The organism is Endozoicomonas sp. ALB091, assembly GCF_049310265.1.
GTDB lineage: Bacteria > Pseudomonadota > Gammaproteobacteria > Pseudomonadales > Endozoicomonadaceae > Endozoicomonas.
Genome location: NZ_JBLYNQ010000006.1, coordinates 486,656 through 510,889, shown reverse-complemented (window position 1 = coordinate 510,889; position 24,234 = coordinate 486,656). Strand labels below are relative to the sequence as shown.

General features: G+C 50.0%; 25 protein-coding genes. 8 read left to right on the top strand and 17 right to left on the bottom strand.

Going from position 1 to position 24,234, the window contains the following annotated elements; genetic code table 11:
* Nucleotides 1–72: 72 nt before the first annotated feature.
* From ACO6UX_RS09265 to ACO6UX_RS09245, 5 genes are all read right to left on the bottom strand, one after another.
* A complete protein-coding gene (locus tag ACO6UX_RS09265; RefSeq protein ID WP_422446944.1) occupies nucleotides 73–489 on the bottom strand; it encodes a hypothetical protein in 417 nt (138 codons plus the stop codon).
* A gap of 10 nt (nucleotides 490–499) precedes the next feature.
* Nucleotides 500–1,654 carry a succinyl-diaminopimelate desuccinylase gene (dapE, locus tag ACO6UX_RS09260; RefSeq protein ID WP_422446942.1) on the bottom strand — a complete coding sequence of 385 codons (1,155 nt, stop codon included), beginning with the start codon at nucleotides 1,652–1,654 and terminating at the stop codon, nucleotides 500–502.
* 49 nt (nucleotides 1,655–1,703) lie between these two features.
* Complete coding sequence (locus ACO6UX_RS09255; RefSeq protein WP_422446940.1) at nucleotides 1,704–2,762, bottom strand: beta-N-acetylglucosaminidase domain-containing protein; 1,059 nt, start codon at nucleotides 2,760–2,762, stop codon at nucleotides 1,704–1,706.
* A gap of 33 nt (nucleotides 2,763–2,795) precedes the next feature.
* Nucleotides 2,796–3,428, bottom strand: coding sequence for an endonuclease III (gene nth / locus ACO6UX_RS09250; protein ID WP_422446938.1), 633 nt, complete (start codon nucleotides 3,426–3,428; stop codon nucleotides 2,796–2,798).
* Nucleotides 3,429–3,517: 89 nt separating this feature from the next.
* Nucleotides 3,518–4,330, bottom strand: coding sequence for a DUF3943 domain-containing protein (locus tag ACO6UX_RS09245; protein WP_422446936.1), 813 nt, complete (start codon nucleotides 4,328–4,330; stop codon nucleotides 3,518–3,520).
* Nucleotides 4,331–4,666: 336 nt separating this feature from the next.
* On the opposite strand from ACO6UX_RS09245, the gene ACO6UX_RS09240 reads away from it, so the two are divergent.
* Nucleotides 4,667–5,395 (top strand): hypothetical protein, encoded by a 729-nt coding sequence (locus tag ACO6UX_RS09240; protein ID WP_422446934.1) that lies wholly within the window; start codon nucleotides 4,667–4,669, stop codon nucleotides 5,393–5,395.
* Nucleotides 5,396–5,757: 362 nt separating this feature from the next.
* Here the strand turns inward: ACO6UX_RS09240 and ACO6UX_RS09235 are convergent, their stop codons facing one another.
* The 7 genes from ACO6UX_RS09235 to rsxA form a co-directional block, all read right to left on the bottom strand.
* Nucleotides 5,758–7,107 (bottom strand): hypothetical protein, encoded by a 1,350-nt coding sequence (locus tag ACO6UX_RS09235; RefSeq protein WP_422446932.1) that lies wholly within the window; start codon nucleotides 7,105–7,107, stop codon nucleotides 5,758–5,760.
* 117 nt (nucleotides 7,108–7,224) lie between these two features.
* Nucleotides 7,225–7,965, bottom strand: a complete 741-nt coding sequence (locus tag ACO6UX_RS09230) for an electron transport complex subunit E (RefSeq protein ID WP_422446930.1) — start codon at nucleotides 7,963–7,965, stop codon at nucleotides 7,225–7,227.
* Nucleotides 7,955–8,665: an electron transport complex subunit RsxG gene (gene rsxG, locus ACO6UX_RS09225; RefSeq protein ID WP_422446928.1), complete on the bottom strand. Its 711-nt coding sequence runs from the start codon at nucleotides 8,663–8,665 to the stop codon at nucleotides 7,955–7,957. The genes ACO6UX_RS09230 and rsxG overlap by 11 nt, the downstream gene beginning before the upstream one ends.
* Nucleotides 8,666–8,668: 3 nt before the next feature.
* The gene (gene rsxD / locus ACO6UX_RS09220; RefSeq protein WP_422446926.1) at nucleotides 8,669–9,745 is read right to left on the bottom strand and encodes an electron transport complex subunit RsxD; all 1,077 of its coding nucleotides are present in this window, start codon (nucleotides 9,743–9,745) and stop codon (nucleotides 8,669–8,671) included.
* A gap of 88 nt (nucleotides 9,746–9,833) precedes the next feature.
* Entirely contained in the window at nucleotides 9,834–12,182 is a 2,349-nt protein-coding gene (gene rsxC, locus ACO6UX_RS09215) for an electron transport complex subunit RsxC (protein ID WP_422446924.1), read from the bottom strand.
* Complete coding sequence (gene rsxB / locus ACO6UX_RS09210) at nucleotides 12,179–12,769, bottom strand: electron transport complex subunit RsxB (protein ID WP_163372540.1); 591 nt, start codon at nucleotides 12,767–12,769, stop codon at nucleotides 12,179–12,181. Before rsxB ends, rsxC begins: the two co-directional genes overlap by 4 nt.
* Before the next feature lie 71 nt (nucleotides 12,770–12,840).
* Nucleotides 12,841–13,425, bottom strand: coding sequence for an electron transport complex subunit RsxA (gene rsxA, locus ACO6UX_RS09205; protein ID WP_020581588.1), 585 nt, complete (start codon nucleotides 13,423–13,425; stop codon nucleotides 12,841–12,843).
* 429 nt (nucleotides 13,426–13,854) lie between these two features.
* Here rsxA and ACO6UX_RS09200 point away from each other — a divergent pair, with 429 nt between their 5' ends.
* Nucleotides 13,855–14,577 carry an SDR family oxidoreductase gene (locus ACO6UX_RS09200; protein WP_422446921.1) on the top strand — a complete coding sequence of 241 codons (723 nt, stop codon included), beginning with the start codon at nucleotides 13,855–13,857 and terminating at the stop codon, nucleotides 14,575–14,577.
* A gap of 172 nt (nucleotides 14,578–14,749) precedes the next feature.
* On the opposite strand, the gene ACO6UX_RS09195 is transcribed toward ACO6UX_RS09200, so the two are convergent.
* Together ACO6UX_RS09195 and ACO6UX_RS09190 are read right to left on the bottom strand one after the other, a co-directional pair.
* Nucleotides 14,750–15,517, bottom strand: coding sequence for a baculoviral IAP repeat-containing protein (locus ACO6UX_RS09195; RefSeq protein ID WP_422446919.1), 768 nt, complete (start codon nucleotides 15,515–15,517; stop codon nucleotides 14,750–14,752).
* Nucleotides 15,518–15,904: 387 nt separating this feature from the next.
* Complete coding sequence (locus tag ACO6UX_RS09190; protein WP_422446917.1) at nucleotides 15,905–16,270, bottom strand: nitrous oxide-stimulated promoter family protein; 366 nt, start codon at nucleotides 16,268–16,270, stop codon at nucleotides 15,905–15,907.
* Between the two features lie 836 nt (nucleotides 16,271–17,106).
* Between ACO6UX_RS09190 and ACO6UX_RS09185 the strand changes: the two genes are divergently transcribed.
* The 5 genes from ACO6UX_RS09185 (at nucleotide 17,107) to ACO6UX_RS09165 (ending at nucleotide 21,145) form a co-directional block, all read left to right on the top strand.
* Entirely contained in the window at nucleotides 17,107–17,970 is an 864-nt protein-coding gene (locus ACO6UX_RS09185) for a hypothetical protein (RefSeq protein WP_422446915.1), read from the top strand.
* A gap of 208 nt (nucleotides 17,971–18,178) precedes the next feature.
* On the top strand, nucleotides 18,179–18,499 hold the full coding sequence (locus ACO6UX_RS09180; RefSeq protein WP_422446913.1) for a DUF2288 domain-containing protein: 321 nt from the start codon (nucleotides 18,179–18,181) through the stop codon (nucleotides 18,497–18,499).
* A gap of 89 nt (nucleotides 18,500–18,588) precedes the next feature.
* The gene (locus ACO6UX_RS09175; RefSeq protein WP_422446911.1) at nucleotides 18,589–18,960 is read left to right on the top strand and encodes a hypothetical protein; all 372 of its coding nucleotides are present in this window, start codon (nucleotides 18,589–18,591) and stop codon (nucleotides 18,958–18,960) included.
* Nucleotides 18,961–19,046: 86 nt separating this feature from the next.
* Complete coding sequence (locus ACO6UX_RS09170) at nucleotides 19,047–20,009, top strand: hypothetical protein (RefSeq protein ID WP_422446909.1); 963 nt, start codon at nucleotides 19,047–19,049, stop codon at nucleotides 20,007–20,009.
* Between the two features lie 155 nt (nucleotides 20,010–20,164).
* On the top strand, nucleotides 20,165–21,145 hold the full coding sequence (locus tag ACO6UX_RS09165) for a hypothetical protein (RefSeq protein WP_422446907.1): 981 nt from the start codon (nucleotides 20,165–20,167) through the stop codon (nucleotides 21,143–21,145).
* Here the strand turns inward: ACO6UX_RS09165 and ACO6UX_RS09160 are convergent.
* A complete protein-coding gene (locus ACO6UX_RS09160) occupies nucleotides 21,112–21,693 on the bottom strand; it encodes a DNA-3-methyladenine glycosylase I (protein WP_422446905.1) in 582 nt (193 codons plus the stop codon). The two genes, ACO6UX_RS09165 and ACO6UX_RS09160, sit on opposite strands and share 34 nt — an antisense overlap.
* Nucleotides 21,694–21,835: 142 nt before the next feature.
* Between ACO6UX_RS09160 and ACO6UX_RS09155 the strand changes: the two genes are divergently transcribed.
* A complete protein-coding gene (locus tag ACO6UX_RS09155) occupies nucleotides 21,836–22,321 on the top strand; it encodes an FKBP-type peptidyl-prolyl cis-trans isomerase (protein WP_422446903.1) in 486 nt (161 codons plus the stop codon).
* 80 nt (nucleotides 22,322–22,401) lie between these two features.
* Here the strand turns inward: ACO6UX_RS09155 and ACO6UX_RS09150 are convergent, their stop codons facing one another.
* Nucleotides 22,402–22,638 (bottom strand): hypothetical protein, encoded by a 237-nt coding sequence (locus tag ACO6UX_RS09150; protein WP_101748311.1) that lies wholly within the window; start codon nucleotides 22,636–22,638, stop codon nucleotides 22,402–22,404.
* A 254-nt stretch (nucleotides 22,639–22,892) separates the two neighbouring features.
* Complete coding sequence (locus ACO6UX_RS09145; RefSeq protein ID WP_422446900.1) at nucleotides 22,893–24,074, bottom strand: CD0519/CD1768 family membrane protein; 1,182 nt, start codon at nucleotides 24,072–24,074, stop codon at nucleotides 22,893–22,895.
* Between the last annotated feature and the right edge of the window lie 160 nt (nucleotides 24,075–24,234).

The following is a 24,234-nucleotide window of genomic DNA, read 5'->3' as shown; positions in this document are numbered from 1 at the left end:
ATTTTTAGACCAATTTGCTGCCACCGCAGTAGGGCAGCCTATTCTCGGACAGGCTCCCAGGCTGCTTTCCGGTTATGAAGCGTTAGGCCACTTGATCAGCTTTTCCTGGCCGTGTTCATCCAGTTGCCACCATTCATCCATATCAGCTCCTTCCTGCCAGGGGCCGGAGTTACAGCGAACCCGGCATTGACCATAGGCCTGAAGGCTTCTTGCGCATTGGGTGTCATCCTGCCAGGGGGTGCCCGTGGTTTTAAACCAGATGCTGGTCCAGGCTTTGCCAACAGCGTTTTCAACAATCATCACCGGAATGGTGTTGTCCAGGCGGGTGACTTCCATATCATGCACCACTTTGCCGCTGTTCACTGTCACAACGGTATCAAAGGTATCGTTCAGCCAGTCGGTAATAGCCTCCAGGGAGAGACCGCTGGCATACACTTCAATGTCGTCGACTTCGGTTGCGTCAGCTTTTGATGGATCAAGACTGCTCATTGGAGAAACGTCACTTTTCAGCTAGCAAATGCTTAAGTATACCCGTATAGATTTCCTGCAGGGTATCAAGATCTTCCGCGTTAACGCACTCATTCACTTTATGGATGGTGGCATTAACCGGGCCAAGCTCTACCACCTGGGCACCAGTAGGCGCGATGAAACGACCATCGGAGGTACCGCCGGAGGTTGATAGCTCCACCTCCATGCCGGTAACGTCCCGTATCGCTTGCTGAACGGCATTGACCAGGGCCCCAGGGTGGGTTAAAAACGGCTGACCGCTCAGGTACCAGTCAATATCGTACTCCAGCTGATGATGGTCCAGAATCGCGGTGACTCTTTCCTGAAGCTGCTCAGCCGTGACCTCTGAAGAAAACCGGAAGTTGAAATTCACCTGGCACTCGCCGGGAATGATATTGCTGGCACCGGTACCGGCCTGAATTTGCCAGATCTGGAGGCTGGTGGGCGGAAAGAATTCATTGCCTTCATCCCAGACTTCGCCGGTCAGATCGGCAATGGCCGGGGCTACTTGATGTACCGGGTTTCTGGCCAGGTGAGGATAGGCGACATGTCCTTGAATACCTTTGACCGTAAGGTGGCCATGGAGTGAGCCACGGCGGCCATTTTTCACCACATCTCCCACCTGGTTGGTGCTGGATGGCTCGCCAATCAGGCACCAGTCGATTTTCTCGTTTCGAGCCTCAAGGTGCTCAACCACTTTTACCGTACCGTTTTTGGCGGGGCCTTCTTCATCGCTGGTAATCAGAAAGGCAATGGACCCTTTATGGTCAGCGTGTTCTGCCAGAAAGTCTTCGCAGGCGGTGACCATGGCGGCAAGGCTGCCTTTCATGTCGGCGGCTCCACGGCCGTGCAGCATGCCGTCGATGATGTCTGGCTGAAACGGAGGGTTGTCCCACTTCCCTTTCGGGCCGGTGGGCACCACATCGGTATGTCCGGCAAAGGCGAGCACCGGGCTCTGGTCGCCTCTGCGCAGCCAGATATTATCGACCTCACCGAAGCGGAGTCGCTCAACCTTGAAGCCCAGTGGCTCAAGTCGGCTGATCATCAGTTCCTGGCAGCCCGCATCTTCAGGAGTGACGGAAGCGCGGCTGATCAGGTCCATGGCCAGTTGCAGGGTTTTGGAGGTCATAGTCAGGGAATCGGTCATTTATTGTTCTGGAAAGAAATCGGATAGTTGGCAGCAATTGCAATGCAGTCTAGCATTTTTCACCGGACTGCAACCATGTGAGAATTTCCCGGACGTAAGGCTGCTCTGTGTCGGACTGAAACGCCGAAAAGGTGTTTTCCAGGCGTTTGCGGGTGAAATCGGAAAAGTTCAACGTGCCTTCTTCGGTAAAATAGAGCAGGTTGTCTTCAATGGCCGATGCCAGCGCTTGACCGCAAAGATCAACCACTGCCTTCCTGAAGCTGGCATGGCCATCAAACCGGTCTTGCTGCTGGTATAGGTCAGCCAGAGTGGCCAGCGATATCATCGATAGCCAGGGCTGGATCATCGGGTTGACGGCATGGCCACGACACCAGTCGCTGATTTGCCATGGGCGGCCGGTGAAGGTATAGAGTCTGAGCCGGTGTTTCAGCCATTCGGTATCATTGACCGGGTAGTTGTCCCAGAGGAACGGTTTGCGTTGGAAGTGGTCCGTCATTTCCTGCAAGCCTGACTGGTCGTAGCCAAGGGAAATAACGTGGTCGCCTGTCCAGAAAATATCAAACTGTGGGTCCAGGCATTGGCCCAGATCAGACCAGTAGCCTTTGGGCATTGTGCCGTAGACTCTCTGCAATAACGGGTCTTTTGAGTAGTAGGTGCCTGCGACAATAAATTGGGTCGCGGTGCTTTCTGCGGCGATAAATTCGGCAATGTCAGCCTGGGTTTTTGCCAGGTCATCAATGTTGTTACTGAAATCATCAAAGAGAATGCAGAGAATCTGTGGATTCAGTTGATTGATGCTGGCGATTTTCTGTTTCAGCTGTTGGCGACTTTTCTGGTTCAGTTCCCGTACATTAAACGGCGTGAGTCCGATACCAAAACGCACATTGTTTTGTTTGAGCGACAAACCCAGTGTGTTCAGGTGGTGGAAATCCTGCTCTGGCCAGGGCTGATCCCATTGTTCGCGCAGATAAGGATCATTCTTTGGTGCGTAGATATAGAAATTGAAACCTTTCCTTGCACAGAAACTGGCATAGGCATTCCTGGACTCCCAGGACCACTGGTTTTCCTGATCATACAGCCCTTCTATTACGCCATAGTGGAATGCCATGAGCGGATATTTCCCTGTTTAAAGTGAGTCAGACTAAGACGTTTTCTGCTTGAATTCACAAAGGTCTTCAATAATGCAGCTACCACATTGTGGCTTTCTTGCTTTACACACATAACGGCCATGGAGGATCAGCCAGTGGTGGGCATCCATCAGAAACTCTTTGGGAACCAGCCTGACCAGCCGTTTTTCCACTTCCAGAACATCCTTGCCGGGGGCAATGCCTGTTCGGTTGGATACCCGGAAAATATGGGTGTCCACCGCCATGGTGGGCTGATGAAAGGCGGTATTTAAAACGACGTTAGCCGTTTTTCTTCCAACGCCGGGAAGTGCTTCAAGATCTTTCCGGTTATCGGGTACCACGCTATTGTGTTTATCCATCAGCATCTGACAGGTTTTGATAACGTTTTCTGCCTTGGCATTGAATAACCCGATGGTTTTGATGTACTCCTTCAGGCCATCAACACCCAGGGCAAGTATTGCCTCAGGGGTATTGGCAACCGGGTAAAGTTTATCGGTGGCTTTGTTGACCCCTACATCGGTGGCCTGGGCAGACAGTATCACCGCGACAAGCAGTTCAAAAGGTGTACTGTAGTTTAGCTCGGTCGTTGGGTTGGGGTTAGCGTCCCGAAACCGGGTAAAAATCTGTGTGCGCTTTTCCTTGTTCATCCTTTGACCAGTAAAAAGTATAAAAATCAGTTTGTGCTTATTTTAATGCAAAACAGGGCTGGAATGCCCTGTTTCTGATCATGAAAGGGTTAGATCCGGAATGTCATAACCAGACCGAAATAGTTCCGGTTTTCATCCTGATTCTCTACCTGATAAAAGGTTGGAGCAAATGTCAGACGGATATCAAAGTCTTCCATAACGGGCTGTTCACGGTCACCATTGATCCACTGGTCAATACTGTCGACCGGATCCAGGAAAAACAGTGCCGTGGAGCCCAGGCCGGCAGAGCCCCATACCAGGCCATCATTGTCGACAATCGAGCGCTTCTTCTGGTAAGCCCATTCGCCGTATAGCCAGCCACCAATGGGCGTTACGATAATATCCTGAATGGAAGGCACTTCAGCGATGGCTTCGATACCGTACTCCCAGTAGAAGGTGGACATCAGGAAGGAGTAGACAAAGGAGTTCCACTGGTTGTAACCAGACTCCCGTGCAACGATGTAGTAAACACCACCGAAGTAAGGGTGTGTTACGTAGTTAAGGAAAAAGTCATCTTCATCCATCACCGGGCCTGAACTGACATTATCCCACCACTTTTTGTGGAACTGTTTCATGTCAGACTTATCCCAGTTGGTAAAGGACTCCGGCATAACGGCCAGGGCTCCAATCACACCAACGCCCAGACCGAACATGAGTTTTGTCTGGGACCAGAGACGTGCCTGATTCTCCTGAGGATTGTCATCGAACAGGGTTATTGCCCATGGGGAGCGCTCTTCAGATAGGGTGAACTCAGCGTCTGGCTCCGCCACTGATGGGACAGCAGGAGCTGTGGCGTTGGCCTGGACAAAGCCGGAAAGCATGATCAGGCCAGATAAAAAAACTGGCAATATCTGGTTAAGCATCGTCTTTTATTCATGAGATGGCTGGGGGGTGGCGCAGAAACCACCCAAAAACGGGTTATCCATTCAGGTCATTACCCCTGTTCTGGACAAAAGAGGGGGATTCTATAGCGAATTCTGTCAATAATCGATTGAGGTTTATCATTATTTCCAGTTTTATCGGGCTGATAAATCAGGCTCTTATTTTGTCATGCCGGATTTCTGACTTTGTTCAGAGCAGTGGTTCAGGCAACCTGAACACGAATAAGGTTGCACATGCTACATTGAAATAAAAAAGCAGTATAGGGATGTATCGTGTTTAATAAGCAGTTATACCTGTCAGTGGTTACAGGTTTATTAATGATCGGTGGACTATTTCCTTCAACCAGGTTGCTGGCAGTATCCTCACCGGAATATGAGCCTGTTCCATTTACTCAATATTGGAATGTTATTGCCAACCAGCTTGCCGAAAGCCTCATCGCCAGAGGACGTCTTGGATCAGATTCCGTTTATGTTGATAAAAAACATGCCGCTTCAGGTGTTGCCCGATATCTGGAAAAACAGCTGTCAGTTTCATTGAAAAAATCCGGTGCAAACGTGAGGGCGCCAACCAATGCCTTCAACATGATTGAGCTTGATGTTGATGTTCGAACCCGGTCGAATGGCAGGGGGACCGTGTACTCTGAGGGAGGGGATATCGACCAGTTGTGGGAGATAAAGGAATTTGGTTCTGTCTATTCAGATCAGCTTGCTCATTTAAAAATGGAACCCCTGACAATGATTCGACCAAGAACCATAAACCCGATTTCAGATACCGATACAGAAGTTGTTATCACCGCCCGGGTTATGGATAGAGGCTCGATTCTGGTATCGCAAACCTATGCGTTCTATTTTTCTGCTGAACGGGCAAGTCGTGAATATCATCCTCTGTATAACGGATTAACCAGGGCAGAAGCCTTTTATGCTGATAGTGATGGCCTGTTAACAGAGCATCAGAATAGGCAGGGTGCCTTTATAAATCATCAGAAAAAACTGGATAATCAAATTCAGCAATTGATTGACAGCTATCATCTTGATGTGGATTTTTAGGAGCCTGTCGGACTTAAGACTGTCCTACTGTGGTTGCGATAAATTGGTCTAAAAATTCCTGCTTTTTCGTCAAATAGCCCCGCTATTCTCCTCAGAAGCAGAAATTTTTATCCTCAATTTCTGACGCTTAAGTCCGACAGGCTCCTAGGAGGCTGTCCGAGAATAGACTGCCCTACTGCGGTGGCAGCAAATTGGTCTAAAAAGTCGGAAATTTTTAGCAAATAGAACCACTATTCACTAAAAATTTCCGACTTTTTATCCTCAATTTTCTGCCATCCTCGCTACGGGCGCTATTCTCGGACAGCCTCCTAGGGACGTTCGCAGGTTGGCATAACATCAGCAAGCCACCCTGCGAAGAAAGCCTAAACCAACAGTTCCAGTGGCGGTAGCTCAGGCTTATAGAGCTGCCATTCACCGGCTTTCCTGGATTCAAACAGCTTCCATTCCGGGGCTTTAACCCAATTAGTTGTCACATGATATTCCGGATTTAACAACTGGATTGCCTTTCTGGTTGAGTCGATGGCAAGGAACAAATCTTTAGAGCTTGTCAGCGAACACTCGTCACCACAGGCACGGATGGTTATTGGAGAGTAGTCATTGTTGTACCCTCTATTGGCAACCACGCGTTCTGTGGCAATTTGCTGGGCACGTATATGGGGCTGGTTGCTGACCAGAACGATGTCTCCGGGAGTGGCTCCAGGCAGTAGTTCCAGGGCATTTAAGGCAGACACTATCGTTCCTTCGGTGTTTGCTCTGCCAGTGATGATATTTTTCTCATTGAGGTTGAGCGTGTATTTGCCATCTTCCTGGAGAGATTGCTGAAAGAATTGAACTTTTCCGGTATAAGTTACATAGATGGTTTGTTTGTTCAGAAAGCATGTCTGCTGACTTTTCTGGTCGCTTTTCTCCTCACTTATCTCCTCGCTTATCTCCTCACTTTTCTGATCGCTTTTCTGGTCAGCCATACGGAGCATGTCCATAAGAGCCATTTGGGCGTGAGTTTCTGTGGCAGTGGATCCCAGGGTAGTTTTAAACTCTTTAACCAGCTCACCCATGCGCTTATACAGACGATCATTGCTAGCAACATCCTGAAGCTCGTCGACGTCGCCCAAAGTCCTTGAAGAACCGTTACAGAGCAGCAGTCCGGGCAGTTTATTGTCGCTGTTTTGTGCAATAGCGAAATTAGGACGAAGGTGCATTCTAGGGATAGCCGCTCCCGGAAAAAGAAGAACTGATTGATCAGTAAACTCAAGGGGCTCTGAGTCAGCAGTCCTTAAGGGCTTAAGTGCTGACCGTAGCTCATTTTTGGCAGCGTCACTCAGGTTTTCAATGACTTCAGTTTGCTCTATGGCATTCCAGCGCTCCACTATTTTTCCCTGCTCTTCCCTGAGAATAGGGCTTTGGTGGAAATAGACGTCAAGTTGCCTGACAAGCTTAATCAGACTTTCGTACTTTTTTGGCTCCGGCAGTGCATCGAAATTGTCTGGCATTCGTAGCGAGGCGTCTGGTTCCTTTTTTCCAAAGACTTTGTTCATAACTTTAACCAGATTTACTGTATCGAGGATAAAGCGCTGGTTGTCCAGGATGCATTTCTGGAGTTGTGTCAGTTCAACAGGCTGAGTTGATCTGCTCACCTCCACGTCTTTAACCGCTTTTTCATTGCCTGTTGGTGTTGATTGCAAGGGCGGGGGAGTCGATTGAACAGATAACATTACAGAATTTCCTCTGGTTTAATGGGGGCCTGTCTGGCAAATCAAAAAAGGTTTACCAATTCTGATTCAATAGACAGGAAATCAGAGAATAAGTTCCTGTGTCGGCGTTAAGAATATTCAAACATTACCGGTAACCCTGACCCGTTTGCTTACTTTTGCAGTTACTGGTTGCAGGCTTTTCCTTCTTTCTTCCAGGCGACGATCAATAATATTTTTAATGGCAATCAAAAAGCCCATAAAGACAAAGGCACCCGGGGGAAGAATGGCAAACAGGAACTGTTTATAGTTGGCAATCACCGTAATGGTCCAGTCAGCGGCAATGGAGCCCAGCAGCAGGTCCATGCCGGAGAACAGCGTGCCCTGGCCAATCAGCTCCCGCAGTGCCCCCAGCAATACCAGAATCACAGCAAAGCCCGTACCCATCATCAAGCCATCAAAAGCGGCAGGCAGCACCGGGTTTCGGGAGGCAAAGGCATCGGCCCGGCCCAGGATGATGCAGTTGGTGACAATCAACGGAATAAAAATACCCAGTATCCGATAGAGTTCGTAGGTATAAGCCTGCATCAGCAGTTCGATACAGGTGGTGAAAGAAGCAATAATCATCACAAATACGGGCAGGCGAATGGCATCGGTTACCTGGTGTCGTATCAGGGAGACGGCAACGTTGGAGCCCATCACCACCAGCATGGTGGCTATGCCCAGACCAAGCGCATTGACGACACTGCTGGAAACCCCCAGCAGAGGGCACAGGCCCAACAGCTGGACCAGTGCCGGATTGTTTTTCCAGAGACCGTCCAGGGCAATCTTTGCGGCCTGGCTGCCAGCAGTGCTCTTGTTCGCCACAGTGTCATTTGTCATATTGAATCTCCTCGCGGACACCGGCGAGTGGGTCCAGCAATCGCTTGCGGTTTGCCTCAAAGTATTGCAGTGCGCGGTACACCGCGGCAACAACCGCTCTTGGCGTTATTGTGGCACCGGTAAACTGGTCAAACTCACCACCGTCTTTTTTCACTCCCCAGCCTTCGCTAAAGGGGTTGCCCAGGGATTTGCCGGCAAACCCGAGAATCCAATCGGTGACATTGCTGTTGATCTTGTCGCCAAGCCCGGGTGTCTCTTTGTGGGTGATGGCCCTGACGCCTGCCAGCGTACCATTGCGGTTGATGCCCACCAAAAGCTCAATTCGCCCGCTATACCCGTCAGGTGCGGTGACCGGCAAAATAACGGCAGAGACCGCCCCATCACTCAGGGCAACATAGGCGTCACGTTGATCCTGGCTGGAAAGCAGGGGGGATGGTTCCAGAACAATTTTGGAATCTACCAGCACATTGTCGTGAGTATCGGCCGGTAGAATCTCCATCAATGCTTTGGCTTCATAGGCTCGAACCTGTGTCTCTATTTGTTCCTGAGTCATGATCCAGGTCACGGAAATCAGGCCTACGGTAAATACGGCAAACAGGCCAAGGCCCAGGCTATTGCGAAAAATGCTTTGCAGCAGACCGTTCCCGCCGGGAGCCTTGCTGCCGGTGGTGTCTTTTAAAGGAATCTGGCCGTCACTCATGATTCAGTCCTTCTTTGGCAGGCCTTTATTGGCCTTGTGGTGGCCATAAGTGCGTGGCTGAGTGTAATAGTCGATGGTGGGGGCCGCCATATTCATCAGCAGCGTGGCAAAGGCGACACCATCCGGGTATCCACCCCAGGCACGGATGACGTAGACCATAACGCCAACACCCGCACCAAAAATCAGACGTCCACGGTTGCTGGTTGCACCACTGACCGGATCCGTAATGATAAAAAAAGCACCCAGCATGGTGGCACCACTGAACAGGTGAAACAGCGGGGAACCATGACTGTCTGACCCGTTACCACTCCAGAACAGGGTCGCCATAATGGCAATGGCGGCGAGCATCCCCACAGGGCCGTGCCAGGTAAATACTTTGCGCCAGATCAGAAAGACGCCGCTGGCCAGATAAGCCAGGTTAACCCACATCCAGCCACGACCAGCCATGCCATCAAATACCGGGTTGGCTTCCCAAAGTTCATTGATGGTCTGGCTTTTGTTTTCGCGCAACACATCCAGTGGGGTGGCCATACTGATGGCATCAACACTCTGGCCCAGGGGGAAAATAGTGAACAGGGCATCGGTCAGGCTGTTGTTATGACCTTCCAGCCCCAGTGGTGGCAGCCAGGTGGTCATTTCCTGGGGAAACGAAATCAGTACCACAACATAGCCCAGCATGGCCGGGTTAAAGGGGTTCTGACCCAGGCCACCATAGAGATGTTTGCCAATGACCATACCGAAGGAGACAGCGACCAGTGATAGCCACCAGGGGGCAAAGGGCGGCAATGCCAGCCCCAGCAGTACACCGGTCAACAGGGCGCTGCAATCACTCAGGTAGAAGCTCACGGACCGTTGGCGCATTGATACCACGGCCGCTTCGCAGCCCATCGCAACCAGGGAACACCAGATAACATTGATCAGTGTGCCCCAGCCAAAAAAGACCGTTTGTGCCATCAGACCGGGGATGGTAGCCATGATCACCAGACTCATGACCCGCTGAGTGCTGTTTTGTCCCAGCGCATGGGGTGAGGTCTCTCTTCCCCGCTGGCTGATGGACGATCTGCTATTAATCAAGGCCATTCAACGATTCCGCTCTGTTGTGTCTTTATCATGCTTCCCGGGCTTCCTCCCACGCAGAGCGTGGGAACAAGGTGGCTGTAGCTGTAAGTCACGAGAGACTCTCCAGAGCCTGTTTCAGCTCAGCCGCCTTTTGTTCCGCTGCCACCAGCTGGTGTTTCAGCGTATCCTGCTCATCTTCACCGGCACTGGCGATCGCTCGCTGAAGTTTTTTCACCGCAGCGTTGGCCATGGCCGACTCGATTTTCAGCTTTTTTGCTTCATCAGTTAACGGCGCTTTGGCCTTTGTTGCTGTTGGTTTGGCATCCGCAGAAGGGGTTATTGCCGTTTCTGTCGGAGGCTCTGAAGCTTCAGCTTCGAGGCGCTTGATGTTGGCCTGGCACGCTTCGACGGCCTGCTTGAACGACTCGGTGTTCTCGTTGTTGCTCTCAACCGCGGCTGCCAGTGCGCGCTCTGCTTTTTTCAAGGCCGCTTTGGCCATGGCCAGTTCAACCTTGCGTTTCTTCTCATTGTCTGAGAGTGCCGGTTTGGCTGCTTTAGCGGGCTTCTCTGGACTGTCTTTGCTGGCAGAATCCTGACTGTTTTCATCAAACGCCTGCTGAAGTTTACTCACCTGCTCATTCAGCATCGCCAGATTAGACTTCAGTTGTTCAATATCTCCCCTGTCGCCTTTAAGCTCAGCAGAAGCTTCTGCGGTAGCCAGCGCTCTCTCTGTCTTTTTGGCCTGAGCTTTGGCCATGGACAGCTGAACTTTCAGCTCTTTCTGTTTGGCAGAGAGCGGTCTGTCAGGCGCTTGCCTGGCTGACGTGGGCTCGGAGTTCCCGGTAGCCGCCGCTGCTTTTCGTGCCTTGGCCCGGGCGATAGCGGCCTGGATCGGGTCTTCTTCGGCTTTGGCGTCACTTCCGGTTTGTTCCGCTGTTTTGGCCGCCTTCAGTTTTGCTGCCCGTTCGGCATTGGCTTTTCGTTTGGCCTCTTTCTCGGCTTTTTCCTGCTCCAGTCTGGCCAGGCGATCTTCATAGCGCTGTTTCGAGCGCTCCGACTTGGTGTGTTTGGCTTCCTGGGTGCGAATAGCGCCTTTGGATGCCCGGTAATACTGAACCAGCGGAATAGACGACGGGCAGACAAAGGAGCAGGCACCGCACTCGATACAGTCAAAGAGATTGTGGTGCATAAGCTGCTCATGGTTCTCAGCCCTGGCGTGCCAGTAAAGCTGCTGGGGCAGCAATGACGACGGACACGCTTCGGCACAGTGCCCGCAACGGATACAGGCCTGGGCATCCGGTGCTGCCGGAAATTCATCCTCCGTCGCGGCAATCAGGCAGTTTGAGGTTTTGATTACCGGGATATCCATGCGATCAACAGTGAAGCCCATCATGGGGCCGCCAAACACCAGCGTTGATAATTCGGACGTTTTGAGCGCCGCATATTGCAGCAGGTCCTGAGCCAGTGTACCGATCAATACGTCGACATTTTGTGGCGCTGCCAGGGCATCCCCGGTGAGGGTAGTGATGCGTGAGATCAGCGGCTTGCCGTCCACAATGGCGTCTTTGACGGCAACGGCTGTTCCCACGTTCTGAACCACCATGCCCAGATCCGCAGGCAGTTTTCCGGAAGGCACCTCCTGACCGGTAAGAATCTGGATCAGCTGTTTTTCACCACCGGAAGGGTAGATGGTGGGGAAAACGACAATGTCTATATTTTTGCCGGTCGCCGCCCTGCGCATCGCGGCGATGGCTTCCGGCTTGTTGTCTTCAATACCGATCAGGCACTCCCGGGCACCGAGCATGTATTGGAGGATTTCTGCGCCCTGAATCACCGCATCGGCCTTTTCCCGCATCAGCATATCGTCGGCGGTAATATAGGGCTCACACTCCGTACCATTGATAATCAGGGTATTGATTGCTGTGCCGGGTGCCAGTTTGATGGCTGTAGGGAAGCCAGCGCCACCCATACCGCTGATGCCGGCATCACGCACTTTTTCTACCAGTTCAGCAGACGACAGTTGACGATAATCCACTACGGGTGCCAGTTGACACCATTGCTCCTGACCATCGGTTTCGAGAATGATGCACAGGTCATAAAAGCCGGAGGCATGGGGAATCGGACGGTTCTCAATGGCGGTAACAGTGCCCGAAGTGGGCGCATGCAACGCGGCACTGACAAAGCCGGACGCTTTGGCAATCATCTGGCCTTTGAGTACTTTGTCTCCCACGCGGATCAGCGGATCAGCAGGCAAACCGGCGTGTTGCGACAATGGCAGCACCAGTGTTTCAGGCAGAGGCGCAGCACTGACAGGGCGGCTGGTGGACTGATGCTTGTTTTCTTCCGGGTGAACCCCACCGGTCAGTGGCCAGATTTTGCGTTCAGAACTGGCTATCACCTGGCTCCCGGCCACAGGGCTCTGTATGTCCTGGTGTGGACTTTTGACAATTGCATTCATACGGTCTGCCCCCTGAGGTCAGTGGCAATCAAGCCAGCCTTGCCATGATTCGGCTGGGGCAGCGCCCAGCTCCAGGTCCTGACTGTGATATCCACAGGACGCATTTCGATACAGTCAACAGGGCAGGGCTCAACACAGAGATCGCAGCCGGTACACTCATCGGAAATCACCGTATGCATCTGTTTGGCGGCACCCAGGATGGCATCCACCGGGCAGGCCTGAATGCACTTGGTACAACCGATGCACTCCGCTTCCCGGATAAAGGCAACTTTGGTGACCGACTCCTGCCCATGTTCCGCATCCAGCGGCTCAGGCTCCACATCCAGCAGGTCCGCCAGTGTGTTGATGGTTGCCTGACCACCGGGCGGGCACTTATTGATGGCATCACCATTGGCAATGGCTTCTGCATAAGGGCGACACCCCGGATAACCGCACTGGCCACATTGGGTCTGGGGCAGAATTTCATTAATCTGGTCAACAATCGGGTTGCCTTCCACCTTAAAGCGGATAGCAGCAAAACCGAGAATCGCCCCGAAAATCAGGGCAAGAGCCAGCAGGGCTCCAATGGCGTAAAGAACAATGTCCATGGACTAACGCAACCGCTCCTTCAGCTTTTTATCACGTCTGGCATTTCTCATCATGGTTTGAAATCCTGCACTCACAGTTTGATCAGTCCGGTAAAACCCATAAAGGCCAACGACATCAGACCGGCGCTGATCATACCGATGGCGGCCCCTCTGAATGGTGTTGGTACATCCGCCGCGGCGATGCGCTCACGCATGGCGGAAAACAGCACCAGTACCAGGGAAAAACCGGCCGCTGCACCAAAGCCGTAGGTGGCTGAATCCACCAGTGAGCTGTCCATTCGGTTGGTGTTCAGCAGGGCAACCCCGAGTACCGCACAGTTTGTGGTGATCAGTGGCAGGAACACGCCCAGCACCTTATGCAGCAGCGGGCTGGTTTTGCGCACCACCATCTCGGTGAATTGCACCACCACGGCAATCACCAGAATAAATGAGATGGTTTTCAGAAACTCCAGATTCAGTGGCAATAGGATGTACTTATACGTTAAATAGCTGCAGATAGAGGCCAGTGTCAGCACAAAGGTGGTAGCCATCGACATACCCATGGCCGACTCCAGCTTGTTGGACACGCCCATAAAAGGACACAACCCAAGGAATTGGACCAGTACAAAGTTGTTAACCAGTATGGCGCTGACCAGAATCAGTATCAGTTCGCTCATTGGGGTTTCCTGCCGCAATGCTCGGCTCTTCGAGCCGGTCGATCAAAAATGCTGTTGAATGCCTGATGGAGGGCGTCAAGTATATATTTCCGAAATAAGCTGATAAATCATCTTTAAAGACGCAAATCGAATAACGATAATCCGGTAACCGGTTTGTGTGCTTTTTTCGGAAGACTCATTGAGTCTTAATTGAACAGCCTCCTGGCTCAGGAGGCGGGGATTATAACGCCACAACAGGGAGGATGCATGTAGTGATGCCTCTAATGGGGCTGAAGAAAACCGAATAACAGTCAACGAATGCTGTTTTCTCATCAATAAGCCTTTTCAGATCAGCTATCATAATTATCTGCATGTAAATGCATCCGCACCCGGGTTCACCACACGCCGGTGGACTGAAATCCCTTCATATACTCCAGCAGGAGTCCTGCCATGAATAAACCATTGGTTGTTATTACCGGAGCCAGCTCTGGTATTGGTGAAGCCGTTGCCAGGGCCATGAGTCAGCTTGGACATCCATTGTTATTACTGGCCAGAAGGGTCGAGCGCCTGGAGGCCCTGGATCTGACTGACGCACTTTGCCGACGAGTGGATGTGACGGATCGTGATGCCCTGAAACTGGTTATCGAAGAGGCCGAGTCCCGCTATGGACCTACAGACTGTCTTATCAACAATGCCGGGCTAATGCAGCTGGGGCGTGTCGATGAACAGGATCCTGCCGAGTGGGACAACATGGTTGATGTGAATATCAAAGGTGTTTTGAATGGCATCCATGCTGTTGCCCATCAGATGAAAGCCAGAAAAGGGGGAACCATCTTCAATATCAGCTCAGTGGCTGGTATCAAAAGTTTTCCAAATCATATGGCCTATTGTGGCACCAAGTTTGCCGTGCATGGTTTGTCTGAAACCCTGAGAGAAGAGCTGGCTGACGACAGTGTACGGGTGGTAACCATCGCACCGGGAGCGGTAGAAACTGAGCTGCTGAGCCATACCACATCCAGTGACATCAAGGAGGGCTATGAGCAGTGGAAGCACGGCATGGGCGGCGTTATTACGGCAGAGGATATTGCCCGTTGTATTACCTTTGTGTATCAGCAGCCGCAAAATGTCTGTATCCGTGAACTGGTAGTGACGGCTACCCGACAAACGGCGTAGAGAATTTCCGCTCTGACAGGCACCTGATTCCGACGACCCCGGGGTTGTCGCGAACATGTTGCAAATGGTCTCGATGAAAGTCGGCTTGCATGTGAATTCATAGTGCATGCAAGCCAACTCGAGTCCTCAAATGAAACTACGTAGTTAACCAAATGAAATCATATTTTCTGACTTAGTGGGCAGGTAATTGAAACTGTCCATTGTTGTACTGTTCTTGAAGTCTACGGGCGATCTTTGCATCTTCACCCTCTTGTTCAGCCTTGGTTCTTATTTGCCTTTGCTGATTTACTTGTTCAAAGAGTGCAATGCGCTCATTTTTCAACTGAACAATTAGCTTTTGCACTTCTTTTAATTCTTTTAATTGATCCAGGTATTCATTGTATTCCTGCTCGTATCTTCTACAGGATTCAGCTATGGCCGGCTTGTTATGGTTCCGGGGATCAAGCAGGCTTAGAATACAGGAAGCGTGCAAGGTGCTATTTCCAGAGAGGTTTTCAGTATAATGCCAATGAATAAAGGCTTGTTCGACCTTGCGCATTTGTTCTGGAAGATCTTTAAGGTTTTTATTGTAAATCTGTTCAAGTTGTTGGTAAGGCCAGCTCAGTCTGAATTTTACAAGCGTATTGTAAGGATTCTCTTTTACAGGAGTGTGTTGATCGCAGTGCTGTTTTAATTGTTTTTCCACATCAAATGACTCTTTAATCGTTTTGATAAATGATTGACCCATTTCCCACTTCACGATCGCGCAGTCTGGCGACAGGCGAGTATGTTCAATCCATGGGATATCATCAGGTTTCCAGTTGCCAACATGCATATCACATTTATCACAATAAACTGAGTCACTATATTCACTGCAGGAAAATCCCGCTTCAGCCAATTCCCTCGGAGTATGATAGGGGAAGTTCTTCTCAAAGCCCTTGAATGTGGCTGCTTTGGCCATCAGCATATCATTTCGTTGAGAAGGGCTTGGGGGGTTCTCGTGGGGAAGCCGGGTATAAACATGCCCGGAAGGTGCATGATGTGATTTACGGGTATGCAGATCCCTTGGCTCGAACGGCGTGTGGGGAGGCGCGTGAGTTACTAGTAATCCTGGAACCGGTGCAAAACGAAGACCAGTAAATGAGTTGCCCGTCAGGGGGTTACGAAAGTGAACCGGTGTATGTCTCTCTTCCCCGGGCTCTCTAGGTAGAAGAAGAAGGTATCCACGCTGTGGGGCTCGAAAAACATTCGGGTTAAGCCAATGACATTCCATATTTAGATCCGTCCAGAGGTATATTTGTTTATAGCTCTCTGACCAGTTTCTTACAGGAAAGTTCCCTCAGCTCATTCAATTGCTCCCGGCGTTGGGGGGCACCGGCGCAGCCCTGCGTTGATCAAAAAGGTGTTGAATGGTCAGAACGGGATGTTTAAGTAGCAGGCGAGGGCCAGCCCATGTCATCACTTCACGAATTTGTCGGCGTTGTTCTGGTTTATAGCAGTGGATTTGGCAGTTAGCGCAGGTGGGTTTTTCGACGCCATAAATACAGCGTTCAAGCCGTCGCTTGCTGAAAGCCAGCAGAGACAGGCATTCATTGCACAGGGTGGGGTGCTGGTGGTGGTGGTGGCAGTAAAGCTCAATCATGCGGGTAACGGTAAAATATTCACGGGCCAGCCTGGGGTGATCTTTCAGGCGGCCTTTGAGAGCGAGGGGCATAAACAACGTAACCTTCTCTGTTTCGAGGAAGCCATCCTCCCATAATCCGCCTTGATTGCCAAATCAGGCCATTCGAAAATGGCACTGACGAAGTCTGATAGCCATTGAGAACCAGCCTATTCGTGTCGTTTATACCAGTTGACCAGTGACAAAACTGAACTTTTCTCAAGAAGTTATTTCTACTACTCAAGTACTGAACAAATTTGCTCAGCCCATTAAAATAATCACTTGAGTCAGTAATTATGCAAACCACTATCAGCAGCTGCCACAGTACCCCTTCTACACCAGAGCCTCAGGCTGCTGGTCAGTCATTACCAGAGAACATTACTGTTAACCCCAGTGCTGTAAAGGAGACTGTTTCACGATATATCATCGAACATCAAAAAATACCCTTGTCCTTGAGAACTGTATTAAAACTGACAAACGAAGCCTGCCTCTCGCTGCTCAAAAAAATTCCTTCAGGTGGAACAGAGTCAGAAAAAAAAGAAGCAATTCATCGTATGGTTGAAGAAATGATCTATCACGACCTGCCCAGTGTTAAGCTTCAGGAAATTGATGATTTATTCAAGCGCCTCCCCCTGGTAGCAAAGAAGCTTGAGTATAAAGATATCCATACCAGTGAGTTTATCCATCGACGGGAAGTATCGGAGGCAAGCAATGAATCACTAACCTGTGTTAAATTGGGGTACCTGAGTTTTAATGTTTATGACGAAATTGACAGCATAAAATCCCGTATAAAGGTGATCAACAAGGTGACTCAATGGGTGTGCGACTATCTGCAAAAACTGCCGGACAGTCGGGTAACTTTTATATCCATGGGGGCTGGAGCATTGTTGATGGAGCAGCTGATTCACCAGCAAATCACCAAGAGCGGGGTATCAGATAAAAAAATTGCCTGGCGCTGTATAGATATTGATTATGTCGAGGATTCCTCTCGTTCCCCGGGGTCTTCACCGACCCTTAAAAATGTCAGAAAGCAGTTTATAGAGGGAAAAAATGTCCGGTTTTTTACTACAGCAACCACCTACCTGAACAAAAAGTTAAATGGTCAGCAACTCCGGACCACAGATAAAGAAAATAGTGCGATTGTCATTTTAGAATTTAACCCGCCCACACCCACGCATGGCAACAGTCAAGAGACAGCACCTTGTAATACTGGTGGATATATAGTGTCAGGCGCACCCTGTGAGATTGCCAGGGCAAATTCTGTTTTCTTATTAATTGGAGCAGAAGATCAACATTCAGATCTTGAAAAGTTCGTTGGTGAACTTGATTCTTCAATATCATGGATGAGTTCATCAATGCAGTTTATTAAAGTTTCAATAAATGTCTCAGGTGAGCCGGAGGTTTACCTTTCAGAATTCTATAAAAAGAATTGTGAAGCACTCGGCCTGAAGTTCAAAAGCATTGTGTTATCTCATTTGAATCAACAAAAGGCTATCGGTTCCCCTATCATCAGGGCTGAAAAGGCACTCAATGAACTAAAAGAATTCATTCTCCAGGCTGGCTGGTCTGCACAGGTGTTTGCATATTCAGAATACAGTGACAGCATTGATCAACTCACCAGGCACTTTTACAGCGGGCAACAAGCCAGTATTGATCGGTCTCCCGGGGCGTTGTTCAAATTGCAAAACAAACAGATAACCATCACCGATAGTGCAGATTTTGCAGCTTTGAGCATCAGTCAAGGTGCCGTATAGAAGAGAACCGGGGCTTCTCTCCATTAAAGACAAAGTCAGCTCAACTCTTATCAGGGCTTGTTGACGCGTTGCGAGTAAGCAACGAAACGTCAACAGGGCCCTTTTGAGCGTTTTCACTTTAGTGTTATGTGCTGTTATGCTCCCGCCCACCGTTATAAAAAAATTGTCGGTTTGTACAATCTCTGTGCAATTAAATGGGAAGCAAAAGATGTCTGAGACGGTTAGCCGTGAATTGCTTGAAAAGGCCAAATTAAATCAGGAAACCTCATTAATAGCCTGGTCCGAACTGCTGCGTTACTTTGCCCAGGGGGTTGTGCTGCTGGTAGATGATTCGCTGGACCTGATTGATGTTGGCTATCAGATCTCGGTAGACAATAAATCAGCGGTAGAAGCCTGGGTTGAACAGGGTGTCCTGGGGGCAGTCAGCGATGAGCAGGCCCGGTCCTGGGTTACCGATAATCGTGATCTGTGGGCGGTTGTGGTTCGCCCCTGGGTACTGGTGCAGGAAAGAGAGCAGGAAAGACGTTAGGGGCTGTTTCGGAATAAGGGATAATGAACCTTTCACTATTTTCAAATGTCTGAGCAGGGAGGATAACTGAAGCAGAGATTGGAGACACCATGAATATTGGCAATTTAGCAACTGGTTTGGCGGGGCTTGGCCTGACAGCTGCCGTAAATCTCAATTATGGTCTGGCTAACTGTTCACCCCTGGTTCAGTGGCAAGGTCATTGTGTCATGTGTCTTTCCGCTACCATGGGAACCAGTTTAAGTCTGCTGCAATGCCTTCAGGAAGGCAGAAACCTGTCGGCCAGAACAGTGGCTACACTGGCAACCAACGCTTGTGTTCTTACTTACAGTTGCCTGAAATCCCTGGTTGATCTCAAAAATAGCTGTCTTGAGGATATCATTATTTCTCGAAACCTGATCTCTCTGCGTTGTCCACCCTCTTTTGAAATGTCTTTAGCGATAGACTGGGGGGAGGAGAAATAACAAGAGTCATCTGTTGCCATTGATTGAACTTACATTGCCGACTGATGGTCTGTAATAACAGATTTCTTGGAAAGGGGAATACTAAAATGCATGCTTCTCTTGATCCGCCATCAGGCCTGCGCTATTCGCAGCTGGTTGGTAAAAAAGATGCAGCTTCCCAAACCGAAGGTTGTTGCCAGGTGACAATGCCCAGCGGCAGGGCTGTCAGCTGCGCACAACCCAGCCCGCCGGACTGCCCGGATACGGATAACAGTATTACTACGGCAGACAAATCCTTGTCTGATTACGGTGTAAAGTTTGCCAGAGAGGTCTTACAGATTGGTCTGCAGGGCAGCAATAAGTTGATACGCAGTGTCGCCGGTTTCACCTCTCAGCATGTGATTAAATCGGGGCAATTCCCTGTCGTATTTCCAGACATAAAACAGATCTTGATGTTTTTGGCGGCAATGCCTGCTCTGGCGGGTGCCCACCCGATGAGTACCAGACCGGCATGCCCTGATGGTGTGCCTGGCTGCAGCATGACCTCCGATAACAGTAATGGGGTAAACGATTCAGCTACCTCATACACCCCAGCCTCCATCTACCCAACGACAAACCTGACCACGACTTCTGAACCCACCTCTTTTTACGAGAGCGAAAGGTTTGTTGGTTTGTGTGTCATCGGTGGAATTGCCGCTCTTGTGGGCTTGTGTTGCTCTTATGCATACTGCTCTCACGTCCATATCGAGTATCAGCGATTCAAGTACCAAAACCCTAATGCATCACACCGTGAACTCATTAAAGCAGCTTTCAATAACCCAAATGATCTCGAAAGAACCCGGTATAACTGGCGGGCAAGGTATCAACTGCCAGTTCGCCCTGCTCAAAGCCCCCCTGCGTCGGTGCCAGTTCCCCATACTCAAAGAGCCCCGGTGCCGACAGCGCCAACCACTTGTGAACAGGGAACACAAACAACTTGCGAGCAGGGAACACAAACGTATCCAGTGATTAATGACTCACCACTACAAGAGCAACAACCACCAACCTATGATGAAGCAACACGTACTTAGCCTGAAAATCCTCAGGCATCAGGTACATGACCATTTGCTTTTCAGGTAACCCTCAAGCCTTTCGATTCATCCTCCTGCGTCTGATTTTTTGGAGCATTCTTATCCATTTCCACTGTAATGATGCCAACCACATCAATCTTCTTGATTGAACTTGATTGCCGATTGATGGTCAAAATCAGCAGATTGTTTCGCAAGGAATTTCAAACATGCACGCTATCCCTGAATCGCCATCCAGCTCGCCTCATGCGCAAATGGTTGCTATCAAAAAGGACGCAGATTCCCAAACCGAATGTTCTCCTCAGGTGTCAATGACTAATGGCAGGGTTGTCAACTGCGCACACCCCAGCCAGTTGGTGTGCCCGGATAAAATCATTAGTAAAACAGACAAATCCCTTTCTGATTACGGAGTACAGCTTGTCAATGAGACCCTACAGGCCGGTCTGCAGGGCGGCAATAAGCTGATACGCAATGTCGCCGGTTTCGCCCTTCAGCATTTGATGAAATCAGGGCAGTTCCCTGGCGTATTTCCGGACATAAAACAGAGTCTGATGTTTTTGGCGGCAATGCCTGCTCTGGCGGGTGCCCACCCGGTGAGTACCAGACCGGTATGCCCTGATGGCGCGCCTGGCTGCAGCATGACCTACGCTTACAGTAATGGGGTAAATGTGGCAGATACCCCATACACCCCACCCTTTGCCTATTCAACGACAAACCTGAACACGACTTCTGAGCCCACCTCTTTTTACGAGAGCGAAGGGTTCGAGGCCTTGTGTATCTTCGGTGGAATGGCGGTCCTTGCGGGGGTGTTTTTCGGTATTGGTTGCTGCGCCAACGTCCATGCCAAGTATCAGCAATTCAAGTACTACAACCCTGATGCATCAAGCTATCAATTAATTAAAGCAGCATTCCATAACCCAAATGATATGGAAAGAACCCGGTATAATCCGGAGGAAATGTACCGACTGCCAGCTCCCTCTGCTCAAAGAGCCCCTGCGCCGACAGCGCCAGCCACTTGTGGGCAGGGAACACAAACAATCTGCGAGCATGGAACACAAGCAGTTCCCTTGATTAATAAACCAGCACCACAAGAGCAACCACCGACCTATGAAGAAGCAATAGCGTTTTCGGTTAGATAAGATGGGCAACTGACCAAGTGGTCGTTCACCAGCCCCATCGCCTGCATATAGGCATAACAGATCGTGCTGCCAACAAAACTGAAGCCACGTTTTTTCAGATCTTTACTCATCCGGTCTGAAGTATCGGTGGTGGCCGGTACGTCACGCATGGATTGTTGCTGGTTGATGATGGGCTGATGATTTACAAACGACCACAGATACTGGCTGAAACTGCCAAATTCCTCCTGCACCCGGATGAACGCCTTGGCATTGTTAATGGCGCTCCGGATTTTCAGCCGGTTGCGGATAATGCCAGCGTCCTGCATCAGCTTTTCAATATCCGGGTCTGTCATTCTGGCCACTTGTTGAACGTCAAATTGATGAAATGCTGCCCGGTAGCCTTCCCGGCGCTTCAGGATGGTGATCCAGCTCAGACCTGCCTGGGCACCTTCAAGAATCAGGAATTCAAAGAGTTTCTGGTCGTTATGACAGGGAACCCCCCACTCTGTGTCATGGTATTGGGTATAGAGTTCATCGCCATGGCACCAGCTGCATCGAGAATCGTTCAAGATAAAAAACTCCTTTTATCAGGCGCTTGCCAACAGGGGTAGTTTGCCAATTAGATCAGATAACGCATTTATTTGCAGTTTTCTGGCTACCAGTAACAATGGCAGTTAAGATAGTTGTTTACTTTATTAAGGGCATAAACAGATGAAGATAGCCAAAGAAAAAGTGGCTCTGTTCCATTACACTCTGAAAAATGATGCGGGAGAAGTGCTCGACAGTTCGGAAGGCGAGTCGCCCATGGCTTATCTTCACGGTGAGCACAATATTGTCGAAGGGCTTGAAAATGCCCTGGAAGGCAAGCAGGCTGGGGACAAGTTTGACGTGGTGGTTGAGCCTGCTGAAGGCTACGGCGAGTACGACGAAAGTCTGGTGCAGCCGGTACCGAAAGAGCAGTTTGGTGACCATCCTGTAGAGGTGGGTAACCAGTTCCATGCCGATACCGCCATTGGCCCACGTATTGTCACCGTGGTAGCTATTGATGATGAAGAAGACCAGGTGGTGATCGACGCTAACCATTCTCTGGCGGGTGAGAATCTGCACTTTAACGTTGAAGTGGTTGAGGTTCGTGAAGCCACCAAGGAAGAGCTGGACCACGGTCATGTGCATGGGCCTGGCGGACATGTTCACTGAGTCTATCAAAACCCACAGTGTGAAGCGTTGAGCAGAACGTTGATCTCATAAGCCGGATATCTCCGGCTTCTTTATGGCAATTATATCGTGATATAAACCGCATGGCGGGTTTTATGGTGAGTGAGAAGCTGAATATTGCTAAGCACGCCACTTTCCACCATGGAGCGAAAAGCCAGGGCTGTTCTCATTTTTTGCAGATCATCCTGATGTTCCCACAGGCCAAGCTCCTCCATCAGCACCCGGATCTTGAAGGTTTTTCCCTTATGCATGGTATCAATTACCTGTTGTAACGGTGCTAAAAGAAGGTTCAGGCGCATACATCTCTCCTTACCAATTCAGTATTCCGGGCTGCTCAGCCCAGTTTTTTAAAAGCTGTGGGTCTTATAAACTTTCTGTTTATATCTGTAGAGTCTTAAATATGGCTCCGGAAATGATTTTTGACCGTTAGACCTTGGTTTGAGTCACTTGATCACGATTTGGAGGGGGATGTTATTGCGGATACTGTTTTTGCCAGTCCCAAGCGAAAAAACAAACAATCAACTCATCCGATGAGTTGATTGTTTGTCGGCTGTTAGCCAATAAAAGGACTGAGCAGCAGGTAAAGATAACGGGCAGCGATACCGGCACAGATACCACCAATCGTATGAGCCAGAATGGCTTTTGAGGTGAGCTGGCGAAAGCCAAGAGAATCGAGCATGGCCGTATGGGTACTCAGGTAACCACTCCAGCACATCCCCATCGCTGTAAACACAGCAATATCGCTGCCGCCAATAATGCCCTGGCTGATAAAGTTTGGTACCAGCGACATGGCGGCACCAACCGCACCCAGCGAGGTAATGGGGAAGGCAACCAGTTCGGCATGATCAAAACCAAACAGCAGCTCAAACAGCCAGGTAACGTGGCTGGCCAGTTTGGGCAGCAGGGCCACTCCCTCAAACGCTCCACCGGTATAGCCGGTTACTGGTGCGCCAAAGGTCAGGACCATAACAAACGTACTGATGATTAAGACTCCGGGAATAATCGCTACCCCCATTTTGACGCCGCCTTTACCGCCATCCAGCAGAGCGTTGAGGAATCTCAACCAGACCGGATCTGTAGAGCTGTGGTCATCCAGAAGTTCACTGTGAGTATCTTTAACGCTTAGCTCATGCAGCCGGGAATCATTTCGGATAAGGCGCTGCATCAGCCGTGTGGATATGATGGCTCCAATAAGGGCACCGCCCAGACCAATCATGGCCGGCAGGAAATAGGTAGCGCCCGTCTCATTATTCTGCAGGGTGGCCATAAAGGTGATGACAATAAGTCCCATACCAAAAGAGGTACCGAAATTGGTCAGTGAGATGATTTCGGGAACCTTAAAGGAGTGGTTGAAACGCCTGTCTTTTGCCAGGCCAATGATGGCCGGGTTATCTGAGAAAAAGGTCATCATGGCCGCCATGGCAGCACGGCCGGGGAGATTGAACACAGGTCTCATTAATGGCACCAGCAGCCGTTCAATCAGGGAAATGACATGGAACTCCATCAGCAGACGGCCTGCGGCACCGGTCAATACGGTGATCCCCATCAGGAACAGCACGGTGTTTAACAACAGCTGGTGCGCGGTGTTGAAGAGGGTGTTGAACATGTGGGTAACACCCATGGTCTGGCCAAGATAGCCAAACAAAAGCCCTGCCAGAAGAAGGAGGACTAACGGTTCTACGATTTGACGTACACCCGTTGAGGTTTCCGATTTGGTCGAGACTGCATCACTCATAGAAATACCAGAAAGAAAGGAACCTTCAGATTAGACAATATTTTTTGGTCCCGCAGTATCGGTATTAGTCAGAAAAGGAATAAGTGCAGGCGAGATAGATTATTGATTTGAACGATGGAACTAATCACAGTGACAGGCAGTCAAAGCCTGTTTGCCTGTC